Here is a 16571-nt window from a genome sequence, read left to right as displayed (position 1 = left end):
CTTTTACAATCGCAAGAGAATTCATGGTTCTTTGGGTTACGTATCTCCTGATCGATTCGAGGAGATGTACTACAAAAACATTAGCTGAAATGCGTTAGCGAGTGTCCACTTTCTTGACAGAGGTCCAGTGGTGCCGCTAACGGGGCGAAAATGCAGGGTAGCGGCGGTTTAGCGGCACGTGGTGCCGCTAGCGGGTCAAAGGGGCAGGAGAGCGGCGATTTAACGGCACGTGGTGCCGCTAGCGGGCGATTAAAGAAGAGGCTGTCCTATGGACAGCCTCTTTGGTCATTCATACCGTCGAAACCGAGGTAATCCCAGCCGGCGCGATGGCGGTGCGGTTCTTGCCCGAACGCTTCGCCTCGTACAGCGCGTTGTCGGCGCCCACGAACAGCGCTTCCTTGTCCATGCCCGTCGCGTAAGCGTTCAGACCGATGCTGATCGTCACCGCTTGCCATCCGATCGCTTCGTGCAGCTCGGATTCGACGGACGCGCGGATATGCTCGACCGTATCGTACGCTTCTTGGAAGCTTCGCTCCGCGAAGATCAGGGCGAATTCCTCCCCGCCGTAACGGGCGACGATATCGTTGCTCCCCACGTTCGACCGTATGAGCTCCGCGACCTTCTTCAGCACGGCATCCCCGGCTTTATGCCCGTAAGTATCGTTAATCTTCTTGAAGTTGTCGATGTCGATAATGGCAAGCTGCAGTTGAAGCCGTCCGTTGTCGGCCTGTATGACGTAGTTGTCCATGAATTCGTGGTAAGCCATGTGGTTGTAAGCATCCGTCAGCGCGTCCGTCTTCGCGAGCTTGTCCATCAGGATCGTGCGGACGAGCAGTTCTTGATTGGATTCATAGCTGGAGCGAAGGTGCATGAGCACTTCCCGTCCTCTTGCCAGCACGCCGAAGGCGATGCAACAGAAGATAATCAGGATGCACGACAGCGTAATGATGTCGACGACGGATAACGTCCGTTGGAATTGCCCGTCGTAGACGCATAGGAGGAACAGCGCGATGGCGGTATTCGAGACCGCGTAGAGCAGTTTCTTGATCTGGAAGTAGAAGATGCTGATCATGACGGGAAAGAACAGGAAGAACAGGAGATAGTCCAAAGAGGCGTGAATTCTCGTAATGGCGATCGTGAAGATGGCGCAGGCGGAGATGAGCACGTAATCGTGATGTTTGGGGAGCCAGCGTACGCCGCCTTCGGCGAGCAGTCCGACGAGCGCGAACAGAATGGTCGGTCTGACGATATGAAGCTGCGCGAAATCGTCTTTGGGCATTTTGGTAATGATGAGGAAGAGGAGCTCGATGACGACCGATAAGCAGAAGATCATCCAATAACCGTGAAGGAGAAGACGATTCCACCGCTTCTGGTTGAATTCCAGCGAAGGAAATGACATTTGGTGCTTCCTTTCTAATTCAAACTTCATAAAATATACCACAGCTTGCGTCCCATCGTATATCCCTTTTTGGGCTACCATATAGATTAGTAACAAGCCGATGACGGCGAAGCCGTCTATCGTCGGAGGAGGGGGCAGGGGATGAAAAAAGTCGGTCACATCGCGGGATGCCGGCAAGATCAGCCTTCCCTGGAACGGCTCGCGGGCATGCTGAACCGGACGCTCGCGAGCGAGCCGGGGCCTGTTATCGATTGCGTCGAGTGGGAGCTGTCTATGGACGACGGCAGCATCCATTGCCAATTTCCGTTGGGTTCGGACGGTTCGGATAAACACCGAGTATGCGATAAGGTCGGGCGTATACTCGCCGAGTATACGTTGTCGGAGCATGAGCCGTCGCTCTTGCGCGGCATCTTCCAAGCGCGTTACGGATTGAAGGATACGGTCGAGATCGATTCGCTGATCGCGGAAGCGGTGTCGATGCTCGACGGAGAGCCCGACATCGAAGGTTCGTGGGCGGGACGGGGCAGGGAGCGGAGAATCGGCAAGCTGACGACGAGGTATTCCGCATATCTGGCCTTGAACCGCAGCTTGAACTTGCAAGGCTTCCTCCGGTTCCGTCTGAACGAATATCGCGCCGAGGTTCTCGAAGCCGCGGACACGGCCATCGAAGAACGGTTGATGGAGAGGCAGTACCAGGAATTCATGTCGCTCTTGCGAACGATGGCCGAGTGGCAGGAAATCCGAACGTCCGCGGTTCACGTGCTTCACGGCGGAGGGAACGCGTTCAAGCTGCTCGACGAACAGATGCGTCCGCTGGAATCTCCGTCCGCCGATTACGAACCGAAGGAGGAGCTGGAGGAGGAGAGCAGGGTCGTCAGCCGATTGCTCGCGGTATCTCCGCGCCAGCTGTTCATCCATACTTCGGAGCCGGAATCGCAAGTCATTCGTACGATTATCGGAATATTCGGCAATCGGGCCGCGTTATGTCCCGACCTGCCCTGACGCCGAGCGAGCCAGTATTCGCCCGCTTGACTGCAGCCCCTGCCGGGGCGTATAATTTGCGTATTCAATCCACATCGAACAGCAATGAGAAAGACACCGATGCCCGTTACGGACGGCCCAGAGAGAGGAACCTTGGCTGCAAGTTCCTTCCGGTACCGGCGCGCATCGACCCCTTTCGAGCTGCATGGAGGAACTCGGACTCCCTCGCGGGAGAACGCGATACTATTCCATGCCGGGTCATGACCGTTATTCATGCCTGAGAATCGGGCTTTATCGCCGATTGAAGGAGGGTGGAACCACGGGCCGCGAACGAAGCACCCGTCCCTTTCGGGACGAGGTGTTTTTTTGTTGGTCCGATTCATCGAGGAGGCGTCAAGCATGTCGGTTCAAGTACAAGTGCAAGTGAAATTTCCGGACGGCGCGGTCCGTTCCTTCGACAACGGCGTAACGGTGGAAGACGTAGCCGGTTCGATCAGCTCCGGTCTGAAGAAGAACGCGATCGCGGGCAAGATCAACGGCAAAGTCGTCGATCTGAGCACTCCGATCACGGAAGACGTATCGCTCGAAATCTTGACGGTCGATAACGCCGACGGACTAGAAGTCATGCGCCATAGCGCGGCTCACTTGATGGCGCAAGCGATCAAGCGGATTTACGGCGGGAATCAAGTGAAGTTGGGCATCGGTCCCGTCATCGAGGACGGCTTCTATTACGATATCGACATGGAGCAATCCGTCACTCCCGAGGATCTGGAGAAGATCGAGAAAGAGATGGAGAAGATCGTGAAGGAAGACCTTCCGATCGTTCGCCGCGAAGTGAGCCGCGAGGAAGCGCTGCGGATTTTCGGAGAAATCCAAGATCCGCTCAAGCTGGAGCTCATTCGCGATCTGCCGGAAGGCGTCGCGATCACGATCTACGACCAGGGCGAGTTCTTCGACCTGTGCCGCGGCCCTCACGTGCCGTCGACCGGCAAGATCAAGTCGTTCAAGCTGCTTAGCGTCGCGGGAGCCTACTGGAGAGGCGACAGCAAGAACAAGATGCTGCAGCGTATCTACGCGACGGCGTTCGCCAAGAAGGCGCAGCTCGACGAGCATCTGCACTTCCTCGAGGAAGCGAAGAAGCGGGACCATCGCAAGCTCGGCCGAGAGCTCAAGATGTTCACGTTCTCCCGCGAAGTCGGCCAAGGGCTTCCGCTCTGGCTGCCGTACGGCGCGAAGGTCCGCCAGACGCTGGAGCGCTATATCGTCGATCTCGAAGAGAAGCTCGGCTATACGCACGTGTACACGCCGGTTCTCGCCAACGTCGAGCTGTACAAGATTTCCGGACACTGGGAGCACTACAAGGAAGACATGTTCCCGCCGATGGAGCTCGACAACGAGGAATTGGTGCTTCGCCCGATGAACTGCCCGCACCATATGATGGTGTACAAGAGCGAGATGCGCAGCTACCGCGACCTGCCCGTCCGCGTGGCCGAGCTCGGCACGATGCACCGGTACGAGATGTCAGGCGCATTGACCGGCCTTCACCGCGTGCGTGCGATGACGCTGAACGACGCGCACATCTTCTGCCGCGTCGATCAGATCAAGGAAGAATTCAAGCGCGTCGTTACGCTGATCCAGCAAGTGTACGAGGACTTCGGCATTAAGGAGTACCGCTTCCGCTTGTCCTATCGCGATCCGAAGGACACGGAGAAGTACTGGCCGGACGACGAGATGTGGGAAACCTCGCAGCGCATGCTCCGCGAAGTCGTGGAGGAGCTCGGCTTGCCGTTCTTCGAAGCGGAAGGCGAAGCGGCATTCTACGGCCCTAAGCTCGACGTGCAAATCAAGACCGCGCTAGGCAAGGAAGAGACGCTGTCCACCGCGCAGCTCGACGTGCTGCTGCCGGAGCGGTTCCAGCTCGAATACGTGGGCGACGACGGCAAGAAGCACCGCCCGGTCGTTATTCACCGCGGCATTATCAGCACGATGGAGCGCATGACCGCGTTCTTGCTCGAGAACTTCGCGGGAGCGCTGCCGCTCTGGCTGTCTCCGGTGCAAGCGAAGCTCATTCCGGTTAACCCGGCGTACGAAGCTTACGTGCGCGAAGTGGCCGAGAAGCTTCAACTCGCGGGCGTTCGCGTCGACATGGACTTGCGCAACGAGAAGCTCGGCTACAAGATTCGGGAAGCGCAGCTCGAGAAAATCCCGTACATGCTCGTCATCGGCGAGAACGAAGCGGCGAACGGAACGGTTTCCGTGCGCCGCCGCGGCGAAGGGGATCTCGGCGCGCAGCCGGTGTCGGAATTCGTTGCGCGAATCGCCGGCGAGATCGCCTCGAAGCGCGTAGATTAATGGAGAAAGCCTGTCGCGATTACGTGGCAGGCTTTTCTTCGCGCGACTCGGCGGAGCGATCTTGTCGTTATTTTCCTATTAAATGGTAAATATTCTCTTTTAATCGCGTCTGTGATAGAATGGGAATTAACATTACTCTGCGTCTGTTTAGGAGTGACAGTATCGATGAGCTTCCTCCGAGAACCCGATTACTCTGGCGCATTCCGGTCAGAAGATGAGCTGCTGGGAGAGTTGTACGCCCAGATGCTTCGCGTCGTTCGCCACAAGCTATGGCGCAAGAGCGACGCGAACGATGTGGTTCAAGAAGCATGGGTGCGTATTCTAGAGAAGAGATCGACGCTTCGGGAGCAAGACAAGATCATTCCATGGGCGAAGGCGATCGCCGCGAACCTGGCCTCCAACGCCAACCGGGCGAAGCGGCACGAAGTTCCCGGCGATATTTACGATCAGGCTTACGACGCCTACTCTTCCGCTTCCGGGCCGGAGCTGTTGACGGAGCTGTCCGACTTGCTCGGCCGGCTGGATCCGAAGGCCAGAACGATGCTGCTGTATAAGTTCTACTACGGCTTGAAGGACGCGGAGATCGCGGCGGCGCTGCAATTGCCCGTGGGGACGGTCAAGGCGCAAATTCATCGCAGCAAGGCGAGACTGCAGGCGCAGGGCAAGGAAGACGAACGGAATCATACATAATCGCGAAGCTCGCTGTCCATGCTATGCTGTGGAGGTGAGTGACATCGTGGCTAAGAAGAACAAACAAAAGCAAGCTAGCCAGGATACGGAGTTTGCCGCCGACAACGCGGTTAATAACGTGTCCAACAAAAACGCGCAAAGAAACGCGAATCAGCAAAACCGTTAAATCGGTCGTCTGAGTGTAATGTTCATGTTAGGTTAATACTTAGATTGTCCATGATACGAAGAGGATTCCTAATGGAATCCTCTTTCTTTTTGTTAAAATCCATTATATAATGTTAGAAAAAGTTACATACCCTTATGTGGGAAAGTAACAATAGAGTCGTACCGGGAGTGGTGGAGATGTCACAGTGGCAGCGATGGTTCGATAAAGGGGCCGATCGGTTCATCAGACGAGGTTCGGCATCACCGTACGAGCGCGGAGCAAGCTCCGCGCAGCAAGCCAACGAGTCCGAACGGGAGAATCAAGCCGCGCTCCGCCGGATGGTGGAGGAAGCCGTCGTCATCTCCGACAGGCTGCAGGCGACCGTATCCGAAGTCGACTCGAGCATGGGGCAACTCGGCGCGATCGCCGACCGGTCCGCGGCTCAGGAAGACAAACTCCGCGCGAACAGCAAGACGGCGATGACCCGTCTGGAGGAAGCTTTCTCCGCTCTGCAGGAAGTGTCGGCCGCATCCCAGGAGATCAGAAGCGTAACGGAAGTGATGAGCGCGCAGAGCAAGGAGACGCGGGAAGTCGTCGTCGAAGTATGCCGGTCGCTTACCCATACGGACGAAGTCATGAACGATCTATCGACGAACCACGGCACGATGGAGGCTCGCGTCAACGAGTTGATCGACCAGGCTTCCAAGATCGGCGAGATCAACGCGCTGATCCAGGAGATCGTGGCGCAGACGTCGCTGCTCGCGCTTAACGCGGCGATCGAAGCGGCGCACGCCGGAGAGCATGGTCGCGGATTCTCGATCGTCGCCCAGGAAATCCGCAAGCTGGCGGAGCAGAGCAGTCAAGCTGTCAAGCGTTCGTCCGGCATCGTTCAGAATATCGAATCCGGCATCCGGCAAGTCGTCAGCTCCGTCAATCAAGAGAAGAAGTCCGTGTCTCTCGGCATGGAAGAGATGGGCAAGACGCGCGAGCGGATGGACATTATCTTCAATCAATTCCTCAAGGTCGACGAGCACGTGAACCGCACGCTCGAATTCGCGGTCGAACAGGCGGACCGCACGACCGCGACGAACGTGATGCTGGAAGATGTCGTCGAGTCGCTCGGCGCAACGATGACGAGCGTGGACGACACGCTCGCTCAGAACAATAGGCAACGGGCGGAGATCGGCAACCTCGGCCGCGTCTCGGAAGAACTGAAGGAGTCGGCGGACGAACTCGTCGCCGCCGTGCAACAGGCGGGCGGGCGCATGTGGGAAGGCGCCGTATCCGCGGACACGGCGAAGTGGACCGAGCTGCTGCGCGTCGTAACGACGGACGCGACGCTTGCGGGCTTGGACGAGGAGACTCATCGTCTCGTATTGGGCGGCTTGCTTAAGCGTTCGAACGGCATGGAGGCGATATGGTCGAACCGCGCGGACGGCTCCTTCGTCTATTCCGAGCCTGAAGCGGGGTTGCTGAACGCGCGAGGCCGCGAATGGTGGAAGCGCGCGATGGCGGGCGAAGCGTTCGTCTCCGAAGTCTATATATCGGCTATAACGAAACGTCCGTGCCTAACGGTATCGATGCCGCTTAAGCGGTTCGACGGAACGGCGTTCGGAGTCGTCGGGATCGACATTACGGTTTCTTAAGAGGGGGTTGGGATCGTGGTAGAGCCATTGGCGTACGCGCATGCGGAATCCCGTGCCGTTCGCAAGCCGGCCGACGTCCATTCGCTGCTGCAGGCGCTTATCGCGAAGCGGGAGCAGGAGGTCGCGGACATCGAGCAGTTGGTCGAGCGCTACGAGGTTCGGCTGCGGAAGGAAGAGCAGGCTTACGGCGCGATGTCGCCGCTACGGCGCATGCTGGCGGGCAAGAAGCCCGATCATCATCGCGCGCTGGAGTATATCCATTACGTGAAGAAGCCGATGGAGAAGGTTCGCGCGCTGCGGTTGGAAATCGCGAGGTACGAGGCGATGCTGGACGGCTCCATGCCTGCGGAAGCGGCGTTGCTTGAAGAGTAATCATAGATCTATAAATATAATGGCGTCGCCCAGGAGTTCAAATCCTGGCGACGCCATTTCTATTAAGTAATCGATATTTAACTTACGGTTGCGATCTAAGTTTATCCACGTCGAGGAAGTCCGGCTCTTGGCTGTACGCGGGAACGCCGTGAATGCCGACGTCCAGCCCGACGAGTTCTTCGTCGCGTGAGACGCGTACCGGCTTGAACAGTTGAATCAGCTTGAGCGAGCCCCACGTCATCGCGAAGCCCCAAGCGGCGATGACGACGAGTCCGAGCGCCTGTACGCCGAGCAGCTTCCATCCGCCACCGTAGAACAAGCCGGCGTTCGCCGCCGTGCCCGGCATCGCGAACAACCCGACGGCGAGCGTGCCGATGCTGCCGCTTATGCCGTGAACGGCGAACGCGCCGACGGGGTCGTCGACCCGGCGCTTCTCGAGCCATTCGCTGGCGAGCACCATCGCGACGCCCGAGACGACGCCGATGGCGATCGCGGCGGCGTTCGAGACGAAGGCGCAGCCGGCGGTAATGCCGACGAGGCCGGCGAGAGCGCCGTTGATGACCATCGGAGGATCGGCCTTCTGGTAGCGAACGATCGTGAACAAGATGCATGCCGCGCAGCCCGCGGCCGAAGCGAGCATCGTCGTGACCGCGATATGGCCGATGCCGGCGTGCGTGGCGCTCAGCGTGCTGCCCGAGTTGAAGCCGAACCAGCCGAACCATAGAATGAACGCGCCGACGGATGCAAGCGGCAAGTTGGAAGGCGGCACGATGTTCGTCTTGCCGTCCTGTCCGAACTTCCCGATCCGGGGGCCGATGAAGATCGCAGCCGCTAACGCGGCGAAGCCGCCGAGCGCGTGGATGGCCGCCGAGCCGGCGAAGTCGATCATGCCCAGCTTGGCCAGCCAGCCGTTGCCGGACCATACCCAGTGACCGGATATCGGGTAGATGAGTCCGGTCATCACGATCGTATAGATAATGTAGGCGCGGAAATGAATGCGTTCCGCGACGGCGCCGGAGACGATGGATATCGCCGCGATGACGAACGCGCATTGGAAAAACCAATACGTGTCGATCGAGATGTTGAAGCTGAGGTGCGACAGATCTCCTTCGAGGAAGAAGCCGGACCATCCGATCCAACCGCCGGCGTCCTTGCCGTACATGAAAGCGAATCCAAACGCGAAGAAGACTAAGGCGCCGAAGGCGATATCGACGAACACCTTCATAATGATGCTGACCGCGTTCTTCTGTCTGACGAATCCTGCCTCCAAGAGCGCGAAGCCGCCTTCCATGAGCAAGATCATCGCGGCCGTGAGAATGACCCAGACGGTGTCCAAGCCTTTTGACAATTCGGCGATATCCATCGTTTGTACCCTCGCTTACATATATAATCTAACATGAGATCCTGAAATCCGACCTCATTATATCGACGTGCGCTTGAAGTGTCAATGAAATATGTGATGTTATCTGACATTTTTTCATTTTCGATTGTGGATATGTTACATTTCTTTCTCAGTCTGCAGACCGAGACCGAATTACGCCCCGCGCCGCTTTCGCGCGAGGAAGCCGCTGCGCTATACTGTGTTCAGATCGATAAAGTCGTTCGGATACGGAGGGTTTCTAATGGATTCGTCGTTCATGCATAGATTTCTATGGGGAATCGTAGCCATCGCGGTCGGCGCGGTGTTCTTGCTCAATCATCTCGGCGTCATCACGATGAGCATCGGAGAATTCTTCTCCTTATATTGGCCTGTATTCGTCATTCTGTTCGGCGTCCAAGGGATGTTGCTGCAGAAAAAAGGAGTCTTCTGGTGGAATCCGTTCGTCGTCTTGATCGGATTCTTGTTCCTCGGCCGGAACCTGGAATGGTTCGATTGGGATCTATCCGATATGGTGCAGCTGCTATGGCCGATCGTGCTGATTCTGTTCGGGGTGTCGATGATATTCAAAGGAGGACGTAGATCCAAGCGGACAAGAGAGGATGACGAGCAATGGAATCCGATCGTGCCGCCGGAACCTCCAACGCCGCCGATTCCTCCGATCCCGCCGATGCCTCCGGGTCCTCCTCCGGCGCCGCCGGCGGACGGGGAGCCGTTCGGCCGTCCCGAAGCCGCGAACCCGCCGCCCCCTCCCCCTTGGAACGCGAGCGCGGGCCCGGGCGAACCGATTCGGGATTGGAAAGATCATACCCAGGAATGGAAAGAGCAGTGGAAAGACGCGAAACGGGAGTGGAAGGACGCGAAACGCGAGTGGAAATCGAATCACCAAGGGCATCGTAATTGGCAGCACTCGCACGAGCATCAGTGGCATCACGGTCACGGAAAGCGCTGCACGCATTCGCGCTTCATCGGGGACGTGTACCTCGGACACGATTATTGGGAATTGACCCCGATGAGCATCTCGCACTTCATCGGCGACACGACGCTCGACCTGACGAAGGCGCAAGTGCCGATAGGCGAGACGAGAATCGAAGTGTCTTCCTTCATCGGCGACGTGAAGGTGTACGTTCCGAACGATACGCGAATCGGCGTCCAAGTCGTCTCGAGCTGCCTGATCGGCGACGTCAAGGTTCTCGATCAGAAGCGCGGAGGCATGTTCAACCATATCTCGGTCGAATCGCCGGGTTACGCGGATGCCGAACAACGGGTCATCCTCGTCATGAGCAGCTTCATGGGCGACGTGCGCGTCATGAAGGTCGGGTGAATCGATGAGGACGTTCATTCGGTATAGCAAATGGAGGGCTCCGATCTACGCCGGGGCCGCCACGTTGGCGCTGATGACGCTGTTGTACTTCATCTGGTATTATATGTCGGATTTAGCCCCCGATACGGAACTGTGGCTGACGTGGACGACGGTGCTGCTGCTCGTGCAGGTCGGCATCTCTTACCGGTTCGGGGTATCGACGCAACGCAAGATCGATCAGCTGCAGCTCGCGATGAAGCACGTGTCCGCCGGCAATTGGGGGGCTCGGCTTCCCGAGCTGGAGCATGACGCGTTCACCGAGGTGCATCGGGATTTCAACCGGATGCTCGGATCGCTGGAATCCCGCTTGAAGCTGCTTCAACAGTTGGGCGAGCGCGATATTATGGAAGAAGCGACGAGCCTGGAAGCGGCCGTATTGGAAGAGAGGCGCAGGCTGGCGCGCGATCTGCACGACTCGGTGAGCCAGCAGCTGTTCGCCTTACATATGTCCGCCTCGTCGCTGCCGAAGCTGCTCGAGAAGAGCCCCGAGCACGCGAACCAAGTCATGGAGCAGCTGATCTCGATGTCTTCTACCGCGCAACGCCAAATGCGCGGTTTAATCGCGCAACTGCGGCCGATGGAGCTTCAAGGCAGGACGCTGTGCGAAGCGATGGATCGCTGGTTCCCGGACTATTGCCGCCAGAACGGGCTGCAGGGCACGCTCGATATTCAATTGCGCAGCGAGTTGTCGGAAGCGATGGAGCACCAGCTATTCCTCATTATTCAAGAAGCGATGGGCAACGTGGTGAAGCATGCGGAGGCGAAAGCCGTTCGCTTGTTCCTGGGAGAGACGAACAATCAAGTCCGCTTGAATATCGAAGACGACGGTTCCGGCTTCCGGGGGGAACAAGTGAGGACGGGCGCCTACGGCTTGTCCACGATGCGGGAGCGCGCGCAGAAGCTGGGCGGGGAAGCGGAGATCATGAGCAAGCCCGGCTCCGGCACGAAGGTCAACGTATGGTTCCCGATTTTCGAATCGGCGGCCGAATAAGAAGAGCGAAGAACGACTGGGGAGATGAGCCTATGACGGAAGCTTCGGCTTCTCCGTGGAAAGTATTGATCGTGGACGATCACGAAATGGTAAGAACCGGGTTGCGGACGTATCTCATGCTGGACTCGCGCTTCGAGGTCATCGGAGAGGCGAGCAGCGGCGTGGCCGCGGTCGAAGCGTTAGCGGGCGGCGGTTACGATGGCAAGCTTCCTCAGCTCGTGCTCATGGATCTCATGATGCCGCAGATGGACGGAGTAGAGACGACGAGAGCGCTGCTCGAGCGCTTCCCGGAGCTGCGCATCGTCATCCTGACGAGCTTCCTCGAGGACGAGAAGGTGGTCGAGGCGATCGAAGCGGGGGCGGTCAGCTACGTGCTGAAGACCGTATCGGCCGACGAGCTCATCTATGCGCTGCAAGGGGCGATCCGGGGCATGCCCGTCATGAGCGGGGACGTCTCGCAGGCGTTGACGCGCGGTCTGCGCAAGCGCTCGGCCAACTCCGACGCCGAAGGCTTGACCGAGCGGGAACGCGAGGTGTTGCTCTTGATCGCGGAAGGCAGATCGAACAAGGAAATCGGCGACGAGCTGCATATCAGCATCAAGACGGTCAAAACCCACGTCAGCAACCTTCTGATGAAGTGCGAGCTGGAGGACCGTACGCAGCTGGCGATATTCGCGCATCGCAAAGGTTGGGTCAAGGAAGGATAAAACCGCCCGAAGCAGGATAGGCTTATGAGGAAACCAAAGGGGGTAGTATCCGGATGCAATCCCTTCCCTCCTCGCTTACGTCGCAGGAACAGGAATTCGTCATCGTCAAAAACGGGTTGTCGGAGCATGGGTTCGCGTTAGGCGGCAATTGGGATTACGATCACGGTTCGTTCGACTGCGCTCTCGACGACGAGAACAAGGTATGGCTAAGATTGCCTTTCGACGTGACGAACGGCAATCTGGACAGCGAGTCGCCGGAGATCGACGCGAAGATTCGATTCGGAGAGCCTTACGTGTTGAAGCACCTCTATAATGAAGGGATCGACAAAGGCGCGATGCCCGGAGTCATGAGCGCGGCGTTCAATCAGTTCTCGGATCCGGTCGACCCGGACGCTTCGATCGAGAGCCGATGGATCGAACGGGCGAAGACGAAGCTGCGCAAGGTCGAAGCGATCTATCCCGCATGAACGGCACGAGGTGCCGTTCTTTTTTTGCTTTTTGCGGACGTCGGTAAATTCGCCCACGCTTTTACTTCGTTCTCATTTCCGTTTAAGATAGTTTTAAGGTTTCGCGATTAAGATAGGAACAAGATCAACAGTACGGCGCCGGGGACACGGCGCGAGGAGGCCATCGCGATGGATGAATTCAACAATAAGAAACCGGAAGATCAACCCGAAGAGCTAGACCAGAATAGAAGGGACGATCCGTACGCGAGCGTGCGCAGAGAGTCCGAGCCTTATACGTTCGGCCCGTTCGGGTCGAATCCGCCAAGACAAGCCGCGAGCGAGCCGTTCGGCGGAGAGCAACCGCGCGACATCGTCGTTCCGGCGACGACGACGAGAGAATACCGTCCGTTCACCGTCTCCGGAGGGGTGCCCCGCAGCGAATTCGGGGCGAAGGAGCCGCGCAGATCGTCTTTCCGTTCGGCTTTCGCCGCTTTCTTGGTCGGCGTGCTGACCGTAGGGGCGTTAATGTACTCGGCCGACCGTTGGAACTGGTTCTCCGACGAGCTGCTCGGAGGCGGTACGAAGGCCGCTCAGGAAGCGAACGTGAAGCCGGCCAGCAATCCGGTGAACAATGCGGCGGACGTCGTGCGGCCGAACAATATCGCCAAAATTTTCGAGCAATCATCCCCTGCCGTCGTTCAGATCGAGACATACGCCAAGGCGCGCAGCAGCGGTTCGAACGGCATGTGGGAAGACGACTTCTTCCGCCAGTTTTTCGGGGACGACTACGGCAGGCAGGATAGCGGCCAAGGCGACGGGGCGCTTCAGCAGAGCGGAATGGGCTCCGGGTTTATTTTCGACTCGACGGGCTATATCCTGACGAACCAACACGTCATCGCCGACTCGGACGAGATTAAGGTCATCGTTGACGGTTACGATCAACCGTTCACGGCCGAGCTGCTCGGCTCGAGCTACGAGCTCGACCTCGCGGTATTGAAGATCAAGGGAACGGATTTCCCGACGCTGAAGCTCGGCGATTCCAGCGGTATGAACATGGGCGACTGGGTCGTGGCGATCGGCAACCCGTACGGCTTCGACCATACGGTGACGGTAGGCGTGCTGAGCTCCAACGAGCGCGAGATCAACATACCGGACGCGAACGGGACGCGCGAATACAAGCATCTGCTTCAGACGGACGCCTCGATCAACCCGGGCAACTCCGGCGGTCCGCTTATTAACCTTCAGGGCGAAGTCATCGGGATCAACACGGCGGTCAGCTCGCAAGCGCAAGGCATCGGCTTCGCGATTCCGACGAGCACGATCAAGGAAGTGCTGGACAATCTGAAGAGCAACACGAAGATTCCGCAGAAGCCGGTTCCGTTCATCGGCGCGACGCTCATGGACGTTACGACGGACATCGCGTCCAAGCTGGGCATCGACGAGAAGACGAAGGGCTCCTTCGTCCGCGAAGTACTGTTTAACTCGCCTGCTTACAAAGCCGACCTGAGACAGTACGACGTCATTACGGGCATGGACGGCAAAGCATACGGCACGATGAACGATATGATCGCGGCGATCCAGAAGCATACCGTCGGAGACAAAGTGACGCTCCAGGTGCTGCGCGGCGGGAAGAAGCTCGACGTTGCGGTCGAGATCGGCGATCGCAACGAGTTCGAGACGCAATAAACGATAAGCGCTTAGAGAGCGGGATAGCCTTGCGGTTGTCCCGCTCTTGTGTCGATAGGAGAGGACGGGTATTCGTGAGACCACACATTGCGGTAATCGATGACGACGAGAAAATCACTTCGCTGCTGCGGCGAAGCCTCGCGTTCGAGGGGTACGACGTATCGACGGCACCGGACGGCGGAGAAGGATTGAAGCTGCTGAGCCAGCGGCAGGCGGACCTCGTCATCTTGGACGTAATGATGCCGAAGATGGACGGCTGGGAAGTGTGCCGGAGGCTGCGGGAAGCGGGAATCGCTTCGCCCGTGCTGCTGCTGACCGCGAAGGACGAAGTCCAAGACCGGGTGAGAGGGCTCGATCTCGGCGCCGACGACTACCTCGTCAAGCCGTTCGCGCTCGAAGAGCTCATGGCGAGAGTTCGCGCGCTGCTGCGAAGAAGGCCGGAGAAAGCGGAGGAATCGGCGCAGTTCCGGTTCGACGACCTGCTGCTCGACGTGGACGGACGGGAGACGATCCGCGGTGATCGTCGCGTCGAGCTGACGGCGAAGGAATTCGACTTGCTTCATCTGTTCATGCAGAACCCGAAGCGCGTCTTGTCCCGCGATCAGATCATGGAGCGAATCTGGGGCTACGATTACAGCGGAGAATCGAACGTGCTGGAGGTCTACATCGCGATGCTTCGCCAGAAGCTCGAAGAGCAGGGGGAGAAGCGGCTCATTCAGACGGTCCGCGGCGCCGGTTACGTGCTGAAGGGAGATAGCTAGCCATGTCGATCCGGCTCAAGCTGACGCTCTGGTATTCCGGATTGTTCGCGGTCGCTTTTATTATCTTCGGCATTACGGTCTATAACGTCGTTCATCATAATACGATGTCCGAATTACGGGAACGGCTGAAGGCGGTCGCCGCGGAAGTGCAGCCGTCCGGCGGGTTCTTCGGCGAGTATAACTTGGATTCCACGGCCCCGGGGTTCGATGCTACCGTGATCGGGATGCAACTGATCGATTATTCCGAACGCCAAGACGGCATCGTACGGGGCAAATCCCGCAACATGATCGGCACCCGCAGTTCGGAGCTTACGTTCCCGTATCCGGAGCAATCGGATGCGCAAGAACGCTTCATCAGCAAGACGATCGGCAAATATACGTTCTATATTTACGAGAAGCCTCTGCCGTACAAAGGCACTCGCGATATCGGCGGATTATTGCAGGTAGGCGCGAATACGGATAAGGAAGAAAGATTCTTCTCCCAATTAAAAGGCATTCTGTGGTTGTCCGGCGGAGCCGCGCTGCTCGCGGCGTTCCTGCTGGGCATGTTCCTCTCCCGCAAGGCGCTCTCGCCGATCGGCCGCGTAACGGCCGCCGCGCAGCAAATACAGAGCGGCTCGGAGCTCGGTCTCCGCATTCCGCGGGAGAAGGCGGACGACGAGGTCGGGCGATTGACGGACACGCTCAACGGCATGCTGTCCGGACTGGAGCGGGCGTACAAGAACTTGGAAGAGTCGAACGTCGCCCAGCGCAGATTCGTCTCCGACGCTTCGCACGAGCTGCGAACGCCGCTCACGACGATCCGGGGCAACGTCGATCTGCTCGAGAAAATATGGGCGGAAGACAAAGCTTCCGAGGATGGAGAGACGCCTGCGCAGGAGCGTCGTTTGACGGCCGCGGACAAGCGCGAGATGACGCTGGAATCGATTCATGACATCGCCGACGAGGCAAGGCGGATGAGCCGGCTCGTGAACGACTTGCTGGCGCTCGCGCGCGCGGACGCCGGCTACGTCGTCGACATGGAGAGCATCCCGCTGGCCCCGCTTGCGGAAGAGGCGGCTCGCAGGGCGTCGTTCCTGCCGCGTCGGGCGGAGTGGATCGCCGGCCCGCTCGATGCGCTGGACGGCGTATGGGTGCGAGGGAATCGGGACTACTTGCTGCAATTGCTGTTCATCCTCATCGAGAACGGCTTCAAGTACACGCCGGAAGGGACGGTCAGGCTATACGCGACGTTAGCCGGCCAATACGTCGGACTGACGGTCGTCGATACGGGCATCGGACTCCAAGCGGAAGACATCCCTCATATCTTCGAGCGGTTCTACCGAGCGGATTTGTCCCGCGGCGAGACGGCGGGAACGGGGCTCGGCCTCTCGATCGCGAAGTGGATCGCCGAGCTGCACCAGGCGACGATCGACGTGCAGAGCCGCCCTGGAGAAGGCTCCGCGTTCACGCTATGGCTTCCGGTCGGCAAGGGGCCGGATCGAATTCATGGATAGACGAAGCGACCGGCCCCGAGCCGGTCGTTTTTTATGTGTGCCACGCATGACGATTAACTCGGCGGTGAAAGTCCGCTGTGGGGGCTTGTAGTTGCCAACCACTAGCCAAGAGCAAGGGTGTCCATCGCGAGGTGGAATCTGAAGGAAGCTGGAGGCAA

The 16571-nt window shown here is 58.4% G+C and carries 14 protein-coding genes; 12 read left to right on the top strand and 2 right to left on the bottom strand.

Annotated elements, in window-relative coordinates:
• Positions 1–289: 289 nt before the first annotated feature.
• Positions 290–1399: a GGDEF domain-containing protein gene (locus tag ACFQZG_RS27345; protein ID WP_378157902.1), complete on the bottom strand. Its 1110-nt coding sequence runs from the start codon at positions 1397–1399 to the stop codon at positions 290–292.
• A gap of 141 nt (positions 1400–1540) precedes the next feature.
• Here ACFQZG_RS27345 and ytxC point away from each other — a divergent pair, with 141 nt between their 5' ends.
• The 5 genes from ytxC (at position 1541) to ACFQZG_RS27320 (ending at position 7585) form a co-directional block, all read left to right on the top strand.
• Complete coding sequence (gene ytxC / locus ACFQZG_RS27340) at positions 1541–2401, top strand: sporulation protein YtxC (protein WP_378157901.1); 861 nt, start codon at positions 1541–1543, stop codon at positions 2399–2401.
• A gap of 378 nt (positions 2402–2779) precedes the next feature.
• Positions 2780–4732: a threonine--tRNA ligase gene (gene thrS / locus ACFQZG_RS27335; RefSeq protein WP_378157900.1), complete on the top strand. Its 1953-nt coding sequence runs from the start codon at positions 2780–2782 to the stop codon at positions 4730–4732.
• Positions 4733–4897: 165 nt separating this feature from the next.
• A complete protein-coding gene (locus ACFQZG_RS27330) occupies positions 4898–5422 on the top strand; it encodes an RNA polymerase sigma factor (protein ID WP_378157898.1) in 525 nt (174 codons plus the stop codon).
• 342 nt (positions 5423–5764) lie between these two features.
• Positions 5765–7213, top strand: a complete 1449-nt coding sequence (locus ACFQZG_RS27325) for a methyl-accepting chemotaxis protein (protein ID WP_378157896.1) — start codon at positions 5765–5767, stop codon at positions 7211–7213.
• A 15-nt stretch (positions 7214–7228) separates the two neighbouring features.
• Positions 7229–7585 (top strand): hypothetical protein, encoded by a 357-nt coding sequence (locus tag ACFQZG_RS27320; protein ID WP_378157894.1) that lies wholly within the window; start codon positions 7229–7231, stop codon positions 7583–7585.
• An 82-nt stretch (positions 7586–7667) separates the two neighbouring features.
• Here ACFQZG_RS27320 and ACFQZG_RS27315 read toward each other — a convergent pair whose 3' ends face one another.
• A complete protein-coding gene (locus ACFQZG_RS27315; RefSeq protein ID WP_378157892.1) occupies positions 7668–8948 on the bottom strand; it encodes an ammonium transporter in 1281 nt (426 codons plus the stop codon).
• Positions 8949–9207: 259 nt separating this feature from the next.
• Between ACFQZG_RS27315 and liaF the strand changes: the two genes are divergently transcribed.
• From liaF to ACFQZG_RS27280, 7 genes are all read left to right on the top strand, one after another.
• Positions 9208–10287 (top strand): cell wall-active antibiotics response protein LiaF, encoded by a 1080-nt coding sequence (liaF, locus tag ACFQZG_RS27310; protein WP_378157890.1) that lies wholly within the window; start codon positions 9208–9210, stop codon positions 10285–10287.
• 4 nt (positions 10288–10291) lie between these two features.
• Positions 10292–11317, top strand: a complete 1026-nt coding sequence (locus ACFQZG_RS27305) for a HAMP domain-containing sensor histidine kinase (RefSeq protein ID WP_378157889.1) — start codon at positions 10292–10294, stop codon at positions 11315–11317.
• Between the two features lie 32 nt (positions 11318–11349).
• Positions 11350–12024 carry a response regulator gene (locus ACFQZG_RS27300; RefSeq protein ID WP_378157888.1) on the top strand — a complete coding sequence of 225 codons (675 nt, stop codon included), beginning with the start codon at positions 11350–11352 and terminating at the stop codon, positions 12022–12024.
• 53 nt (positions 12025–12077) lie between these two features.
• The gene (locus ACFQZG_RS27295; protein ID WP_378157887.1) at positions 12078–12491 is read left to right on the top strand and encodes a YugN family protein; all 414 of its coding nucleotides are present in this window, start codon (positions 12078–12080) and stop codon (positions 12489–12491) included.
• Positions 12492–12659: 168 nt separating this feature from the next.
• Positions 12660–14156 (top strand): S1C family serine protease, encoded by a 1497-nt coding sequence (locus ACFQZG_RS27290; RefSeq protein ID WP_378157886.1) that lies wholly within the window; start codon positions 12660–12662, stop codon positions 14154–14156.
• A 74-nt stretch (positions 14157–14230) separates the two neighbouring features.
• Positions 14231–14917: a response regulator transcription factor gene (locus ACFQZG_RS27285; protein WP_378157885.1), complete on the top strand. Its 687-nt coding sequence runs from the start codon at positions 14231–14233 to the stop codon at positions 14915–14917.
• Between the two features lie 2 nt (positions 14918–14919).
• Positions 14920–16413 (top strand): sensor histidine kinase, encoded by a 1494-nt coding sequence (locus ACFQZG_RS27280; RefSeq protein ID WP_378157884.1) that lies wholly within the window; start codon positions 14920–14922, stop codon positions 16411–16413.
• Positions 16414–16571 lie beyond the last annotated feature (158 nt).

The sequence above is a fragment of the Cohnella sp. GCM10027633 genome, assembly GCF_042675445.1.
In the GTDB taxonomy this organism is placed as follows: domain Bacteria; phylum Bacillota; class Bacilli; order Paenibacillales; family Paenibacillaceae; genus Cohnella.
The sequence above is the reverse complement of the archived record's forward strand: the minus strand, read 5'-3'. Positions and strand labels throughout refer to the sequence as shown.

Bases quoted from the DNA above. Each gene is read 5' to 3' on its own strand.
- ACFQZG_RS27345 (WP_378157902.1), bottom strand. From the start codon at position 1,399: ATGTCATTTCCTTCGCTGGAATTCAACCAGAAGCGGTGGAATCGTCTT.
- ytxC (WP_378157901.1), top strand. From the start codon at position 1,541: ATGAAAAAAGTCGGTCACATCGCGGGATGCCGGCAAGATCAGCCTTCC.
- thrS (WP_378157900.1), top strand. From the start codon at position 2,780: ATGTCGGTTCAAGTACAAGTGCAAGTGAAATTTCCGGACGGCGCGGTC.
- ACFQZG_RS27330 (WP_378157898.1), top strand. From the start codon at position 4,898: ATGAGCTTCCTCCGAGAACCCGATTACTCTGGCGCATTCCGGTCAGAA.
- ACFQZG_RS27325 (WP_378157896.1), top strand. From the start codon at position 5,765: ATGTCACAGTGGCAGCGATGGTTCGATAAAGGGGCCGATCGGTTCATC.
- ACFQZG_RS27315 (WP_378157892.1), bottom strand. From the start codon at position 8,948: ATGGATATCGCCGAATTGTCAAAAGGCTTGGACACCGTCTGGGTCATT.
- liaF (WP_378157890.1), top strand. From the start codon at position 9,208: ATGGATTCGTCGTTCATGCATAGATTTCTATGGGGAATCGTAGCCATC.
- ACFQZG_RS27305 (WP_378157889.1), top strand. From the start codon at position 10,292: ATGAGGACGTTCATTCGGTATAGCAAATGGAGGGCTCCGATCTACGCC.
- ACFQZG_RS27300 (WP_378157888.1), top strand. From the start codon at position 11,350: ATGACGGAAGCTTCGGCTTCTCCGTGGAAAGTATTGATCGTGGACGAT.
- ACFQZG_RS27295 (WP_378157887.1), top strand. From the start codon at position 12,078: ATGCAATCCCTTCCCTCCTCGCTTACGTCGCAGGAACAGGAATTCGTC.
- ACFQZG_RS27290 (WP_378157886.1), top strand. From the start codon at position 12,660: ATGGATGAATTCAACAATAAGAAACCGGAAGATCAACCCGAAGAGCTA.
- ACFQZG_RS27280 (WP_378157884.1), top strand. From the start codon at position 14,920: ATGTCGATCCGGCTCAAGCTGACGCTCTGGTATTCCGGATTGTTCGCG.